The sequence below is a fragment of the Caballeronia sp. LjRoot31 genome (assembly GCF_964253885.1).
Classification (GTDB): domain Bacteria; phylum Pseudomonadota; class Gammaproteobacteria; order Burkholderiales; family Burkholderiaceae; genus Caballeronia.
Map to the genome: position 1 here is coordinate 1,198,867 of NZ_CAXURX020000003.1, position 14,731 is coordinate 1,213,597.

A 14,731-nucleotide genomic window follows, 5' to 3' on the forward strand; every position below is an offset into this window, starting at 1 on the left:
AGTGGCGCCAGAGCGTATCTATCCGGCGGGCATAAGAGCACCCGCAAGGCGCATGTACCAAAGCCGGTCTCAGGGATTAATGGCGGGATTAAAGCCGGAATTAAAGACCTGCACGTAGTGAGAATGACACAGGTCAATAATCGTTCGAGTCAGCGGCATATAACGGTATCAGGCCGCGCGAAGCGATTGCTCCTGAACCGCAAACCTGATCTTTTGCCGGCTCTCCGAACAGCCGCAAGACACCTCTTGTTTCCGTGGCTGCGATCAACCGCATGGCTTTGCGACGAAGCCACCTGGCTTTAAGCGCCGCACGCCTGGCGTCTCCGCTCACTCTTCTCATCGGAATGATCAATGACATTTCTTAAGCCCGCGCTCAGCAGCGCCGAAGCGAACAATGACGAGTATTCAACCACTATCTCCGGCGCGTCATTGCCGAAATATCGCATTCCGAAATTGCCCTCGGAGCCTCATGCGGTATTTGATCTGGTTCGCGACGAACTTTTCATGGATGGCAATTCGCGTCAGAACGTGGCGACTTTCTGCACGACCTATGCAGACGATGAAGTCCGCCGCTTGATGGATTTATCGATCGATAAGAACATGATCGATAAAGATGAATATCCGCAGACCGCCGAGATTGAAAAACGCTGCGTTCATATGCTTGCCGATCTGTGGCATGCGCCGCGTTCGTGGGAAACAACGGGATGTTCCACAACGGGTTCGAGCGAAGCCTGCATGCTGGGTGGGCTTGCGCTCAAATGGCAATGGAAGAAGCGCCGCCTGGCTGAAGGCAAACCGGTCGACAAGCCCAATATTGTGTGCGGACCCGTGCAAGTGTGCTGGGACAAGTTCGCCCGTTATTTCGATGTAGAACTTAGGCAGGTCCCTCTCACCGGCGATTCGCTCGGTCTGCAACCCGAGCAGCTTGCCGCCTATTGCGATGAAAACACCATTGGCGTGGTCGCTACGCTCGGCATTACCTTCACGTGCGTCTATGAGCCTGTCAAGGCCCTCGCCGGCGCGCTGGACGCGTTGCAACGAGATGTTGGCCTGGACATCCCCATCCACGTGGACGCCGCCAGCGGCGGCTTTATCGCGCCTTTCATTCAACCGGATCTGGAATGGGACTTCAGCATAGAACGGGTGAAATCCATTAACAGCTCGGGCCATAAATATGGCCTGGCGCCGCTCGGAGTAGGTTGGGTGGTATGGCGTAGCGTGAAGGACCTGCCTGACGACCTGATCTTCATGGTCGACTATCTTGGCGGCAACATGCCCACGTTCGCGCTCAATTTTTCGCGGCCGGCGGGGCAGATCATCGCGCAGTATTACTTGTTGCTCCGGCTAGGCCACGAGGGGTACAGGCGTATCCAGCAAGAATGTGCCGACACGGCGCAATTCCTGGCAGACGGTCTCGCCAAACTCAGCCCCATAGAAATGGTGTACGACGGCCGTGGCGCGCTGCCCGCGGTCTGCTACAAGCTGCGCCACCCCGATACCGCCGGTTTTTCGCTGTTCGACTTGTCGGACCGTGTTCGCATGCGGGGCTGGCAAATCGCCTCCTACGAGCTTCCCGCTGACCGTGAGGAAACGATCGTCCAGCGTATTTTGATTCGCCGGGGCATCACGCGCGACATGGCGGGTCTGCTGCTAAACGACATCAAGAATGCAATCGCGCATCTGCTGGAAAACCCGGTGCCTAATTCAAAGGCGGGACCGAGCTTTCACCATAACTGACATTGACGGCTTAGTTGACGACTTAACGACCAGGGGTCTGATATGACTGCAACAGCAAAAAAGGGCACTTACCTGAGTGCCACATCAATCGGCCTGATGACAGCGGCCGCCGTGGTGACCAGCTTGCGCGGCTTGCCGCTGCTCGCGAAGGAAGAGATGACGATGTTCGTCTATCTCGCGTTCACGGTGATCTTTTACCTGATCCCGGCGTCACTGATCTCCGCCGAACTTGGCGGTGCTTTCGCCGACCGGCGCGGTGGAATATATACGTGGGTGGGCGAGGCATTCGGCAATCGATGGGGCTTCCTCGCTATCTGGCTGCAATGGATTCAAAACGTGGTGTGGTATCCGGTCGCGCTGACGTTCGGTGCGGCGGCTATCGCTTATACGATCGGCCGCCCGGAGCTGGCGACCAATGGCGTCTATGTCGGCGTGTTTTGCATCGTTGCCTATTGGCTTTCTACTTGGGTGGTGCTGCAAGGCGTGGAGGTTTTCGCGCGGATCGCCAACTGGACGTTCATTATCGGCACGATCGTTCCTGGGGTTGTATTGCTCGCGTTGCTGGCGTACTGGATCTATACGGGGCACGCGCTCGGCTGGCAGCATCTGAAGGACCCGGCGCTTTCCGAAGCGGGTCAGGCGCGTTATTGGCCCGCGATCCATGGCTTTGGCACCATCGCGTTTCTCGCCGGCATTGTGCTGCTGTTCGCCGGCGTCGAGGTCCAGGCCGTGCACGTGATGGACATGCGCAGCCCGAGCCGCGGCTACCCTGCAGCAATCGGTCTGGGCGCCATTATCTCGATCCTGATTTTTGCGCTTGGTGCGCTGCCGATCGCCGGCATTCTTTCGTACGAAAAGATCTCGCTGCAGTCCGGCGTATTCGATACCTTCGCCGCGGTCATCACGGATATCTGGCACATGCAGTGGCTGGTATCGGCGCTGTCGCTGCTCGTGGGCGTGGGCGCCATAAGCGGGGTGCTGGCGTGGCTTGGCAGCCCCTCACGTGGACTGCTTGAAACGGCTCATGAAGGCGAACTGCCGCCGCTGCTGCAGGCGAAGAACAAAAAAGGGATGCCCACCCATATCCTGCTGGTGCAAGGGGTGATCGTTACCCTGATGTCGTGCTTTTACTTCGTCATCAAGGATGTATCGGTCGCATTTTTCCTGATCTCGGCAATGACTATCGCGCTGTATTTGATCGCTTACATGCTGATGTATGCCGCAGCGATAAAACTGCGCTATTCCGCGCCCGATCTCAAGCGCCCGTTCACGGTGCCGGGCGGGATCGTGGGGATGTGGATTTTTGCGGGCGTGGGCCTCGCGGGTGTGGTGTTCAGCTTCGTGGTGTCGTTCTTCCCGCCCGACCAGTTGCCGGTGGGTTCGCCGGCCATGTACATCGGGCTGGTGACGCTTGGCATCGTGGTGTTTGGCGGCGTCCCGCTGATCATCCATCACATGCGCCGCAGTAGCTGGGCTGCGCCGGCTGATTCACCCGTGCTGGCAGCCACCGCCGCGAAATAAGAGAAGAGCCGCCCGCGTGGCAAACCCGACACGCTGGGCGGTTCGGCCGGGTTCGCCGAATGATTGATGCTGAATTTTGTTCACGTGGATCGATCCTTGCGCAACGTCTTTATGTAAGGCGAGGGAACGCCGGTCCATCGTGGAAGATGAAGCAGATGTGATTGGCGAGCAGCACAGGGCTGAGGTTACGCGGCGTCTGTATCCGGGTTACCTCGTTCTTTGATAGCGATGGTTCGGCAAACACCCTTGGGGAGCACGGCAATGGCTGAGCGCTTGATTGATGTGTTGGACGGCAGCGGAACGGTTATTCATACCTACCCGGTCACGCTTGGGCAGGCGGATGATTCCCCCGATGATGCGCGATACGAAGCAAAGGCACTGGAGGCAGCGGCTCACGGGCGCCTGGTGCCCGATGCCGAGCTGCCAAGGCTGAGCGCACGGGTCCACGTGGGGCGAGGGGGTCAACTGGCGTCTTATGGCGACGATCTGGACAATAGTTCGGAAACGAGAGAGGGTCTGGAGCAGGGCATCCGCATGCGCGCCTACTTTTTGTGGGAACAGGATGGTTGCCCTGAGGGGCGGGCCGACGACTATTGGGAACGCGCCTCCCACCAGCACCTCAGCGAGCGTGCGTATGTGCTCTGGCAACAAGAGGGTAGCCCGGAAGGACATGCCGATGAAAACTGGCATCGCGTACGTGAATTCGGGGCTCAATGACCTGAGGTTTGATGCCATGGATTGGGAGTCACGGTTTGACCGGCCACGATCATCTTGATCGGTAAGGATGACTTCGCTGCGGCTCCCCGCAGCGAAGTCATTATTCATTGGAACAGGATCACCGCTTTCCCCGGTCCATGTCCCGTCTTGTTGCGCTCGATCGCAGCGGCAGCGTCGCTCAATCTGGCGACTTCCGATACTTCCACCTTCACCGCGCCTTGATCGACCAGGCTCACAATCTCTGCAAGTTGTGCCGCATCGGGTCGCATCTGAAACCAGATACCGCGCTTGCCCGCTGGCGTATGGGCTGCAATATCCGGCGCGGCCGTGCTCACGATTCTTCCCGCATCGGTTATCACTTGCCACGAGTTGGCGAGCGCCGAGCCGCCCACCAGATCAAGCACCAGATCGATGTCCCTGGTCCGCTCCCAGAACGACGAAGTCCGATAGTCGATGACTTCATCCGCACCCAACCCACGCAGATAACCCGCGTTGATGCCCTGAGCGGTCGCTATGACACGCGCCCCGGCACGGCGCGCGAACTGGACGGCGAAACTCCCCACGCCGCCGGCCGCGCCATGAATCAATACGGTCTGGCCGCGTTCCAGTTCTCCGGCTTCGAACAACGCCTGCCATGCGGTCAGCGCCCCAACGGGGATAGCCGCAGCACGCTCGTCGGTCAGGCTGGCAGGCGTTTTCACCAGCGTGTTCGAGGCGACTGCTACGAAATCGGCATAGGCGCCGAGTCCGCCCACGGGCCCCATGACCCGGTCGCCGATAACGAATCCGCTCACGCCGGCGCCGACTTCAATCACTTCGCCGGCTAGTTCAACGCCGAGCGTCGCGGGGAGGGGCAGCGGGAAATCGTTTTGCAACCAGCCGTCGCGGATCTTCCAGTCGAGACCGTTGATTCCCGCGGCCTTGACGTGAACCACGACCCCGCTTGAAGCAGCGGCCGGCATCGTGATGCTGTCAATCTTCACGGCGTCGGGACCGCCGTAGGCGTGGATACGAAGGGCGCGGTTCATTGAGCTTTCTCCAGTGCGGGATAGTCGATATACCCAGTCGGGCCGGGCGAATAGAACGTGTCGCGCTCGGGCGTGTTGAACGGTGCATCGGCGAGAAAGCGCTGTGGCAAATCCGGGTTGGCGAGATAGAGGCTGCCAAACACCGTTGCATCCGCGTTGTCCTGCTCGATCAGTGCTTGCGCGCTCTCGCGGGTCAGCCCGCCGCCTGCCAGACAGGGGCCATCGAATAACGGACGAAGGAACGTGCGGTAATCGAATTCGCTCTTGGTCTTCGCCACATGCAGATACGCCAGCTTGAGCGCGGCAAGTTGCTCCACGAGATAACGATAGGTCTCCTGCGGTGTTGCATCGGTCACATCGTTGAAGCCCATTTCAGGCGCGATCTTGATACCGACGCGGTCGCTGCCCGCTTCCTGAGACATCGCGCCCAATACTTCCAGGATGAAGCGTGCGCGATTGGCAAGCGAGCCGCCGTAAAGATCGGTCCGCTGGTTCGTTCCCGACGACAAAAACTGCTCGGGCAGATACCCCGACGCCGCATGCAATTCAACGCCGTCGAAGCCCGCCGTCAACGCGTTGCGCGTGGCAAGCCGATACGCTTGGACGATATCCGCTATCTCATCGGTCTCAAGGGCGCGCGGTTGTACAAACTCTTGCGGCCCCGTCGCGGTGAATACCGTGCCGGCGGGACGGATTGCCGAAGGCGCGACGGGCGTCGCGCCGTTCGGCAACAGGCTCGGATGAGAGATGCGGCCGGTGTGCATGAGCTGCAGGAAGATAAGGCCGCCCTTGGCATGCACCGCATCGGTGACATGCTTCCAGCCCTCGATCTGCCCCTCGGAATGGATGCCCGGCGTGCGCACGTAGCCTTTGCCCATCGGCGCGGGATAGGTGCCTTCCGTAATGATCAGGCCGGCGCCGGCGCGCTGGCCGTAGTAGTCCACCGCCATGGGCGAAGGCACGCCTGTGGTGTCATCGGCGCGTGAGCGGGTCATCGGCGCCATGACAACGCGATTGCGAAGCGTGTAGCGGCCAATCCGGGTGGTGCTGAAGAGCGGGTTCATGTCGATTCCTTGGTTGAGGAGGTGTGTAGACATGTTGCATTGATCCATCCAAGGGATAAATAGCTATACTTGAAAACAGTGATCCACCAGTGGAGCAATCATCGTGGAACTGTTGAGCTATATGCGGTTATTCGTGGAAGTCGCCCGGACCAAAAGCTTCAGGGGCGCGGCCGAAGCGCTGGATATGCCCAATTCAACGCTGTCGCGACATATATCGGAACTGGAAAAGACAATTGGCCTCCAGTTGCTTCATCGCTCGACGCGCAAGGTCGAACTCACCGCTGCGGGCGAGGTGTATTTCAAGCGGTGTCAGAGCATTGTCGAAGAGGCACGCATTGCGCACGAATCCCTGCTTGATGTTGTGGAACGTCCTAGCGGCACGCTGCGGGTGTCGATGCCGGTCGATCTCGCGACCGGTTATCTCGCGCCGATCCTGAGCGAGTTCGCGAAGGCTTATCCGCTCATCAGTTTCGAATTCGACCTGACGCCGCGACGCGTGGACTTGCAGAGCGATCCGTTCGATCTCGCCATTCGCATGGGACCGCCGCCGACAACGCCATCAACGCTTGTCGCACGGCAGATCGCGCTGTTGCCACGTTATCTCTATGCATCGCCCGACTATCTCAAGGCTGCCGCGCCGCTGATCCATCCCGACGACCTGACGCATCACGTGCTGTGCATCGGGCAAGCGGCGACGAGCCAGGGGGACGTGTCGAGAACCCTTCATCGCGGGGACGAGGTGGTCAATGTGATGATTGCGTCGCGATTCAGGATGAACAGTGTCGGCCTGAGCCGTGCGCTGGCGATGGCGGGTGTGGGTATCGCCGTGCTCGATACGGAACTCGCGCGCGAGGATGTGGCGTCGGGACGTCTACGGCGGGTACTTCCGGAGTGGAGTCTTGCGCCGATCCAGGTGCACGCGATTACCGATACCCGGCTCTTGCCGGCCAGGACCCGCTTGTTCATCGATTTCATCAAGGCGCGGCTCAATTGACGAGGTCTTTGGCGCTAGATGTCTGGTCCCTGCAGTACCGTACCGGCAGGCGTAACCTATGAACTGGGCCTCAACGTTGTCATCCTCAACGATATTGCGGCTTCTGGGCCTTGATTGCCATCGCTTGATGATCAAATTATATAAAGATAAGGAATACGATGTATTTGGCAACCGTTAGTCCGTGATCCATTCGGTGCAACCCCGCGCGATCATCCTGCGACGCTTTGTTAGGGCGCGGATCGCGCGGATTGCCCGTTGCGTCACCAAACCGGCCAGCGAGAGCAATGCCCTCGCTCATTGACAACTGACCGCAGCATGCGTACCCGTGCCACTGGCGCTATGCTACCGGTTCCGCCCAATCGAGGACCATGTCATGAAACAGTCACTAGGATCCATGATCACCTATCAACGCCCTGACGGGAAAGACGTTCAGGGTTATTTGGCCAAACCGCAGAAACTGGAGGGCGCGCCTGCCATCGTCGTGATTCAGGAATGGTGGGGCTTGAACGATCAGATCCGCGGCGTGGCAGACCGCTTCGCGCAATCCGGTTATCTGGCGCTGGTTCCCGATCTATTTCGCGGAAAAACCACCGTCGAAGAGGAAGAGGCCAGCCATCTGCTGGGCGCACTCGATTTCGCGGATGCCGCCGGTCAGGACATAGCGGGCGCCGTGAAGTACCTCAAGGCGCAGTCGGAGCGGGTCGGCGTGACCGGCTATTGCATGGGCGGCGCGCTCACGCTGCTGGCTCTGTGTCATGTCCCCGACCTTTCCGCCGGTACGGTTTGGTACGGCTTCCCGCCGCTCGAATACGTCGATGCATCGAAGATCAAGGCACCCGTGCTTGGTCACTGGGCCACACAGGACGAGTTCTTCCCGGCTGAAACGGTCGACGCACTGGAGAGCAAGCTGACCGAGGCCAAGGTCGACGTGGAGTTTCATCGCTACCTTGCGCATCATGCGTTTGCCAACGAAACAGCGGTCGGCCCGGGCCGTATTGCCCGGACCCAGTTCGATCCGGTCTGGTCGCAACTGGCGTGGGACCGGACGCTGACCTTTTTCGGCCGCACGCTGTGGCCGCAGTCAACGCACGCCGGCTAGCATTGCGGGTTCCGTGGAAGAAGGAAGCCGGCGGCGAACCGGCTACAGGACTTCAAAAACGCTGTAAACAGGCCCATAGGCGAACCGGTGTCCCGTCCCCACGGCGATGATCCGGTTCAGCCACTCATACTTTCCTGCGGGCGCTTCGAACATGGGGTTGATCCGGAAATAGTAGCTTGCCGGGTCGACTTCCTCGCCTTTTTCCAGTCGTTGAATGACGTCAACGGGTCCGTGACGCACGCCGCGATACGCCATCGTCAGGTTCACGCCGTCGTCGGTTTGCAGGATCAGGCGCACGTCGAGCGTCGTGCTTGCGTCGCCGCGAACGGTTTGCCAGTCGCTGCCGCCGTCCAGCACCTTGCCGGACAGCCGTTCGCCGGCAAATGTCCCCGACGGCACAATTCCCACGCGACGAAACGGCCCCGGCGTTTCACCGACGATCACAATCGGTTTCACATCTAGTCGCATGACGAACAGAGGGCGGGTTTGCACGCTCTTGAGCGATGCGGGGAGATCATCGAAAGGCGGAGTAGACATGCTGTTCACCATCGCTATGTAGGGCGTCGCCGCCGGTCCGCATGACGAACCTGAAGGCTGCGTGTTCCTTTGATTGGTTACGCTATTTCAGCGGCGAGAAGTCCGTGGGCCGCATGATCCGCGACTCCATGCTGACGAGAATATCCAACTCCTTCACCTTGCTGCCGAATGCTTGCCAGCGGCTGTCGGCAGCCATCCTGTCGCGGCGTTCGAGCCGATCGTCCAGGCTCTTGTACGCCCAGATATGAACGATCTGGCTGATGTCGCCAATCTCGGTGGTAAAGAAGCCGACCAGTTCGCCCAGGAATTCCTTCTGAAGCGGCAGGGCTTCGCTTTTGTATAACGCAAGCCATTCGGCGGCACGCAACGGTTTGAAGGTATAGGTTCTGATTTCGTAAAGCATCGGTTATCTCCTGGGGATATCAAAGGTATTACGACGCGGTTCGTCCGCCATTGACCCTGAGGACTTCGCCGGTCATGAAGCTCGACTTGTCGGACGAAACGAACACAATGGCGTCGGCGATTTCTTCAGGCGTTCCAGCGCGTTTGAGCGGGACGGCCGCGAGAAAGGCCGCCTTGCGTTCCGCATTAACCGTCAGGCGATTCAGCATGGCCGTCTCCACGGGACCGGGGGCGACGGCATTGACCCGTACACCGAACGCCGCAGCCTCCAGCGCCGCGGACTTCGTAAGACCCTCCACCGCGTGCTTGCTGGCCACGTAGATCGACGCGCCTGCCGCGCCGCGCGCGCCCATTGTCGACGAGATATTGACGATACTGCCGCTGCCTTGCGCGGTCATCACGCGCAGTTCGTGTTTCATGCCAAGCAGCGTGCCGAGCACATTGGTATCGAAGACGGCTGCGTAGCGCTCGGGCGTCTGCTCCATCACGGGCGCCGACTCGCCTTCAGCGCCCGCAGCGTTGACCGCTACATCGAGCCGCCCGAAGCGGGCCACTGCGCCGTCGACCAGATTGCGCACATCGTCTTCAAAGCGGACATCTGCCTGAAAGAATTCAGCTTCCGCGCCGAGTGCGTTCAGTTCGGCGGCGAGCTTCCGGCCTTCTTCAACGCGGCGGCCCGACACCACAATCCGCGCGTTTTCGCGGGCGAATGCAAAGGCGGCGGCGCGGCCGATGCCGGTCAGCGCGCCCGTGATGAGTACAACAGGATGGTTGGTCATTTCGTTTGCTCCTTGATCGGCCAGCGCGAAAGCAAGTCCTGCGATCGCACGGCCCTTCATCGGGTGCCAGCGCCCGCGACCGGGCGGCGGCGCTTTTGCTTATACGGTCACCACGATCTTGCCGAACTGGCCGTTGGTTTCCAGATAGCGATGCACGTCGACAATTTCGTCGAACGTGAAAGTGCGATCAATCACCGGTTTGAGCGCGCCGCTCTCAAGTCCCTTCAGCACGTACTCCACCGCAGCCTTCCGACGTGTCGCGTCTCCGCTCGTCAGCCAGATGTTGTGAGCCTTGACGGTGATCATCTTGGCGATCATGTCCAGCACGGGCAGGGGCGTCACACCCTCGCTAAGCGCGCCATAGATGTACGCAATGCCCTGGAACGACAGCGCGGAAATCAGCTTCGGGAAGTTCGGGCCGCCGACTGGGTCGAACACCACGCGCGCACCCTGGCCGTCCGTGATTCGCTTGACCTCTTCGACCAGGTCAGTCTCGTCCGTGACAATGACGTGCGCCGCGCCCGCATCGAGCAACTGTTGTTTCTTTTCAGCCGTGCGCGTTGTCGCGATGGACGTCGCGCCGGCGTAGTTGGCAATCTGGATCGCCGCGAGTCCAACGCTGCTCGACGCTGCCGGGATGATGACAAAATCGCCCTTGGTCACTTTCGCATCTTCGATGAGCGCGCCGTAAGCCGTCACGAACATCATCCAGACCGATGCCGCTTCGGCATACGAAAGCGATTCCGGATGCTTGACGACTGCATAGTCAGGCGCCACGATGACTTCGCCGTACGTGAAGTACTGATTCATCGAGAACGATGGAATCAGGCTGACCTTGTCGCCGGGCGCGAGGCCGGTGACGTCGCTGCCCACTGCATCGACAATACCCGCTGCTTCGTATCCGAGACCGGCCGGGAACTTGACGGGTTCAATATAGGCGTCCGCGCGCCACATTGCCTCGGCGCGATTGATGCCGATTGCCTTGACGTTGATGCGAACTTCGGTCGGACCGGGAGCGGGTACTGTTGTCTCCACGAATTCGAGGACTTCGGGACCGCCGGCTTTGGCAAACTTGATGGTGCGTGACATGAGACTCTCCAGAGTAAGTGGGTCCAAGCTGGGTCCAGGCTGGGTTCAAGCGCGGCGCCGAAGCGCCATCCGGTTCACACGGCTTCTGCGACTTCTACAGTAGGCAAATAAGCGGGAAAATCCGAGTAATGCTTTTCATCGCCGCCCCAGAATGCGGCGCGGACATACGGTGTAAGCGGCAGCTTGTGCTTCAGACGATACGGCAAATCAGGATTCGACGAGAAGTGACGACCGAATGCGACCAGGTCTGCATCGCCGGATGCCACGATCGTTTCGGCGCTGTCGCCGTCGAAACCGCCGGCCGCGATGATTGGACCGGAGAAGTGCGCACGCAGATACTTCGTTGCAACGGGCGCTTGCCCTTCATGCAGCGTTTCATCGCCCTTGATGCGCGGCTCGATCACATGCAGATACGCGATCTTGTATTCGTCGAGCACCTTCGCGACGTAGCTGAAGGTTGCTTCGGGATTGCTGTCGGAGATACCGCCCCATTCGCCTGACGGCGAGATGCGCACGCCGACCCGGTCCGCACCCCACACGGAGATGAGGGCTTCAACGGTTTCGCGCAGGAAGCGGACGCGGTTTTCGATTCCGCCGCCGTAAGCGTCGGTGCGCTGGTTGGTGCCGTCCTGGATGAACTGATCTACCAGGTAGCCGTTCGCACCGTGAAGCTCGACACCATCGAAACCTGCATCCAGCGCGCGTTGTGCTGCAACGCGAAATTCTTCGACAATGCCCGGAATCTCTTCAATGCCAAGCGCCCGATGCGGTGAAGCCGGAACGAATCCGTCCTTGGTGAGCGCGACGCCGTCGAACGGGACGACCGACGGTGCGACCGGATCAACACCGCCGGTCATCTCGACGTGACTTTGACGGCCGCCGTGGATGAGCTGCATGAAGGCGCGGCCACCCTTGGCGTGAACAGCATTGGCGATGGCCTTCCAGCCTTCTATCTGCCCGTCGTGATAGAAGCTCGCGGCGCCCAGGTACGAGCGGGCGGGGATCGAGATGCTGACGCCTTCAATGATTTCGAGCCCGCCATTCGATGCGCGCTGGCCGTAGAAGTCGGCCATCATCGGGCTGGGGATGTCGCCGGGCTGGATGGTGCGCAGGCGGGTCATCGGTGCAAGGACCACACGATGCGAGAGGGTATAGGCGCCAACTTTCTTCGATGTGAACAAGTGAGCCATGATCTTTCCTTTAGCAGGTAATGCGTATTCGGTTCGTTACGCGCCGGTCGCCAAGGACCGGCACAACGGTTTTATGCGGTAGCGCTCGGACGGGCAGAGACCTCGTCGTACCAGCGACGAAATGCGGTGTGTTCTGCTGGAATCGGCATCTTCAGCGCGTTGGTTGCGAAGTCGACCGTGACCAGCGTGGTGATGTCCGCTGCCGAGAATTCATCGCCGGCTACGAACCGGACCGTTTCGAGGCGAACGTTGAAGTCGGAGAAAAAATTCGCCACGCGTTGTTTGCTGCGCTCGACCAGTTCGGGAATCTGGTCATAAGCGTGTGGGCCCGAGAGCGCGCGGCCCTTCAGTCCGGCGACCGCGTTGCGCACGCCCTCCATGACCGGTGCGAAGCCATCCAGTTCTGCGCGGCGTTCCCACATGGTGACGAGAGCCTTCGACTCGGCCGTCGTCCCCAGTAGCGGGGATTGTGGATACGCCTCTTCCAGATAACGCCAGATCGCGAGCACTTCAGTGATGACGGGACCATCGGCTAAAGCCAGCGCCGGTACCTGACTGCGCGGATTGATTGCGCGGTAGGAGTCGGAGAACTGTTCCTTGGCGCCCAGGTCGACCGGCTTCATCGGGATATCGATTCCCTTCTCCGCGATGAAGATGCGAACACGGCGTGCGTTCGGGGAGCCTTTTGATTCGTACAGTACGGGAGCAGAGGGTGTCATTTGAATCATCCTTTATCGTGTTTAATTTAAGTGTGGATACCTAATCAATAGGGTTTTTCACACACGCTGGAAATATGCTTGAATTCGTTCTGACTAGAGCTTCGAGCCGCCGTCTACATGCAGTGTTTCGCCGGTAATCCAGCGCGCCGCATCCGATGCAAGAAACGCGACAGCGCTGCCGATGTCATCGGGTTGCGCGACCCGTTTTAGCGCCTGCATGCCGATCGCCACTCCGCGTCCTTCCTCAGTCTTCGTGAAACTCGACATATCGGTTGCAACCACGCCGGGCGCGACCGCATTCACGCGAATACCGCGCTCGCCCAGTGCGGAGGCGAAATGCTTGACGAGGGTATCGACCGCGCCCTTGGTCGCCGCGTAGGCTGGCAGCTTGCCAACTACCGTGTGCGCTGCGAGCGACGACAGCAGAACAACGCTGCTGCCTTTGCACAACACCGGCAGCAATTGCTGCACGAGAAAATAGGGTGCGCGCACATTCACGGCGAACAGGTTATCGAAATCTTCGACAGTCGTTTCCTCGATGCTCGCCGACTTCGAAATGCCGGCGTTCGCCACCAGAATGTCGAGCCGATGACCCACCACAGCGCGTACACGTCTGGCGAGCGTATGCGGGCCGTCGGCATCGCGCAGATTCGCGGCGACCTTTTGAGCGTTGCCGCCGGCCGCACGAATTTCGGCAACGACCGCGTCCGCTTCCTTTTCTCCGCTGCTGTAGTGAACCAGCACTTGTGCGCCTTCTTTGGCAAGTGCGAGCGCGCTGGCACGGCCGATGCCGCGTGAAGCGCCCGTGACGAGCGCGGTCTTTCCGGTGAGGTGGGTCATGATCAGACTCCTGCAGGTTGAATGTAAAACCATCTGACAATTCAGCGCATGAACATCAACACGAGCGTTGGCTCAGGCGCGTTCGTCGCTCTCGGACAGGAACTGCGCCACATGCGTCACGAAGCGTTCGGGATACTGGTACAGCGAGCCGTGGTTGGCGTCCGGGTAAATGATCAACTGCGCGTTCGGAATGTTCTGCTGCAGAATCCACGAGTTGATCGAGTAGATGATTACGTCGTTATCCCCGTTGATCACGAGCGTGGGCTGAGCGAGCGCCAACAGGTAATCGAAAGGGTTCTCGCGGGGCACGCCCCACTTGGCGAGTGCGGCGAGTTGCGCCGGTGCGACCTTGTCGTTGACTTCGGGGTCCCGGCCTTCGGTGCGCAGACGGAAGCGCTGCAGGAACTTGCGGCCGGCTGCCTGGCTCGCATCCGACGGCGAGAAGTGCACGCGAAGCCACAGGTGATCCGGCTCTTCGTAGGTCGCGCCGAAAATATCCTGCGCTTCCGGCGTAAGCGATTCCATGCCTTCGCCGCTGCGCGGGCCGGTGCCAACCAGGATGAGGCGGCGTACGAGCTGCGGCTCGGCCAGCGCCAGTTCTTGTGCGATCAGGCCGCCCATCGAAAAACCGAGCACGTCGACTTGCGTGAGTCCGAGTGCCTTGATAAAGGCGGCAGCGTTGGCGGCCATTTCTTCAATCGACTGCGGTACCTCGCCTGACGTGCTGGAGATTCCGGCATTGTTGAACAGGATCACTTCTCGACCCTGCGCAAGTCCGTTGGTAACAGCCGGGTCCCAGTGATCCATCGTGCCGGTGAAGTGGATGTTTAATACGAGCGGCACGCCGCCCGTCTTGCCGAAGCGCCGATAAGCGAAGTGGATACCGTTTGCATCAACGAATTGCGTCGGGGCAGTTTGGTGCGTATGGCTGGTCATGGCGATTCTCCGATATAGATGAAAGGCATGGAGTGAGATAGATTCCAAGTCGTCGCGATGAACAGGTCGTTGCCGTTTC

The 14,731-nt window shown here is 60.0% G+C and carries 15 protein-coding genes; 5 read left to right on the top strand and 10 right to left on the bottom strand.

From position 1 onward, the window contains the following. Positions 1-351 precede the first annotated feature (351 nt). The 3 genes from ACSQ8V_RS34065 (at position 352) to ACSQ8V_RS34075 (ending at position 3,975) form a co-directional block, all read left to right on the top strand. Positions 352-1,737, top strand: coding sequence for a glutamate decarboxylase (locus tag ACSQ8V_RS34065; protein WP_436208754.1), 1,386 nt, complete (start codon positions 352-354; stop codon positions 1,735-1,737). A gap of 42 nt (positions 1,738-1,779) precedes the next feature. Then, the gene (locus tag ACSQ8V_RS34070; RefSeq protein WP_436208755.1) at positions 1,780-3,258 is read left to right on the top strand and encodes an amino acid permease; all 1,479 of its coding nucleotides are present in this window, start codon (positions 1,780-1,782) and stop codon (positions 3,256-3,258) included. Between the two features lie 282 nt (positions 3,259-3,540). Next, positions 3,541-3,975 carry a DUF2934 domain-containing protein gene (locus ACSQ8V_RS34075; RefSeq protein ID WP_436209244.1) on the top strand — a complete coding sequence of 145 codons (435 nt, stop codon included), beginning with the start codon at positions 3,541-3,543 and terminating at the stop codon, positions 3,973-3,975. Positions 3,976-4,079: 104 nt separating this feature from the next. On the opposite strand, the gene ACSQ8V_RS34080 is transcribed toward ACSQ8V_RS34075, so the two are convergent. Both ACSQ8V_RS34080 and ACSQ8V_RS34085 read right to left on the bottom strand, forming a co-directional pair. Continuing rightward, positions 4,080-5,003, bottom strand: coding sequence for an NADP-dependent oxidoreductase (locus tag ACSQ8V_RS34080; RefSeq protein ID WP_436208756.1), 924 nt, complete (start codon positions 5,001-5,003; stop codon positions 4,080-4,082). Next, on the bottom strand, positions 5,000-6,067 hold the full coding sequence (locus ACSQ8V_RS34085) for an alkene reductase (RefSeq protein ID WP_436208757.1): 1,068 nt from the start codon (positions 6,065-6,067) through the stop codon (positions 5,000-5,002). The genes ACSQ8V_RS34080 and ACSQ8V_RS34085 overlap by 4 nt, the downstream gene beginning before the upstream one ends. Positions 6,068-6,170: 103 nt before the next feature. Here ACSQ8V_RS34085 and ACSQ8V_RS34090 point away from each other — a divergent pair, with 103 nt between their 5' ends. Continuing rightward, the gene (locus ACSQ8V_RS34090) at positions 6,171-7,061 is read left to right on the top strand and encodes a LysR family transcriptional regulator (RefSeq protein ID WP_213762975.1); all 891 of its coding nucleotides are present in this window, start codon (positions 6,171-6,173) and stop codon (positions 7,059-7,061) included. 373 nt (positions 7,062-7,434) lie between these two features. Then, the gene (locus ACSQ8V_RS34095) at positions 7,435-8,160 is read left to right on the top strand and encodes a dienelactone hydrolase family protein (protein WP_436208758.1); all 726 of its coding nucleotides are present in this window, start codon (positions 7,435-7,437) and stop codon (positions 8,158-8,160) included. A gap of 42 nt (positions 8,161-8,202) precedes the next feature. Here the strand turns inward: ACSQ8V_RS34095 and ACSQ8V_RS34100 are convergent, their stop codons facing one another. The 8 genes from ACSQ8V_RS34100 to ACSQ8V_RS34135 all read right to left on the bottom strand — a co-directional run bounded on the left by ACSQ8V_RS34100 (position 8,203) and on the right by ACSQ8V_RS34135 (position 14,652). Next, positions 8,203-8,697, bottom strand: a complete 495-nt coding sequence (locus ACSQ8V_RS34100) for a DUF3237 domain-containing protein (RefSeq protein ID WP_436208759.1) — start codon at positions 8,695-8,697, stop codon at positions 8,203-8,205. An 82-nt stretch (positions 8,698-8,779) separates the two neighbouring features. Further along, entirely contained in the window at positions 8,780-9,100 is a 321-nt protein-coding gene (locus tag ACSQ8V_RS34105; RefSeq protein WP_436208760.1) for an NIPSNAP family protein, read from the bottom strand. A gap of 28 nt (positions 9,101-9,128) precedes the next feature. After that, positions 9,129-9,878 (bottom strand): SDR family NAD(P)-dependent oxidoreductase, encoded by a 750-nt coding sequence (locus tag ACSQ8V_RS34110; protein ID WP_213762968.1) that lies wholly within the window; start codon positions 9,876-9,878, stop codon positions 9,129-9,131. 99 nt (positions 9,879-9,977) lie between these two features. Next, entirely contained in the window at positions 9,978-10,967 is a 990-nt protein-coding gene (locus ACSQ8V_RS34115; protein WP_436208761.1) for a zinc-dependent alcohol dehydrogenase family protein, read from the bottom strand. Between the two features lie 74 nt (positions 10,968-11,041). Continuing rightward, positions 11,042-12,157 carry an alkene reductase gene (locus ACSQ8V_RS34120; RefSeq protein ID WP_436208762.1) on the bottom strand — a complete coding sequence of 372 codons (1,116 nt, stop codon included), beginning with the start codon at positions 12,155-12,157 and terminating at the stop codon, positions 11,042-11,044. A 71-nt stretch (positions 12,158-12,228) separates the two neighbouring features. After that, positions 12,229-12,876 carry a glutathione S-transferase gene (locus ACSQ8V_RS34125; RefSeq protein WP_436208763.1) on the bottom strand — a complete coding sequence of 216 codons (648 nt, stop codon included), beginning with the start codon at positions 12,874-12,876 and terminating at the stop codon, positions 12,229-12,231. 93 nt (positions 12,877-12,969) lie between these two features. After that, complete coding sequence (locus ACSQ8V_RS34130) at positions 12,970-13,716, bottom strand: SDR family NAD(P)-dependent oxidoreductase (protein ID WP_436186141.1); 747 nt, start codon at positions 13,714-13,716, stop codon at positions 12,970-12,972. Positions 13,717-13,788: 72 nt separating this feature from the next. Next, positions 13,789-14,652 carry an alpha/beta fold hydrolase gene (locus ACSQ8V_RS34135; RefSeq protein WP_436208764.1) on the bottom strand — a complete coding sequence of 288 codons (864 nt, stop codon included), beginning with the start codon at positions 14,650-14,652 and terminating at the stop codon, positions 13,789-13,791. Positions 14,653-14,731: the final 79 nt, after the last annotated feature.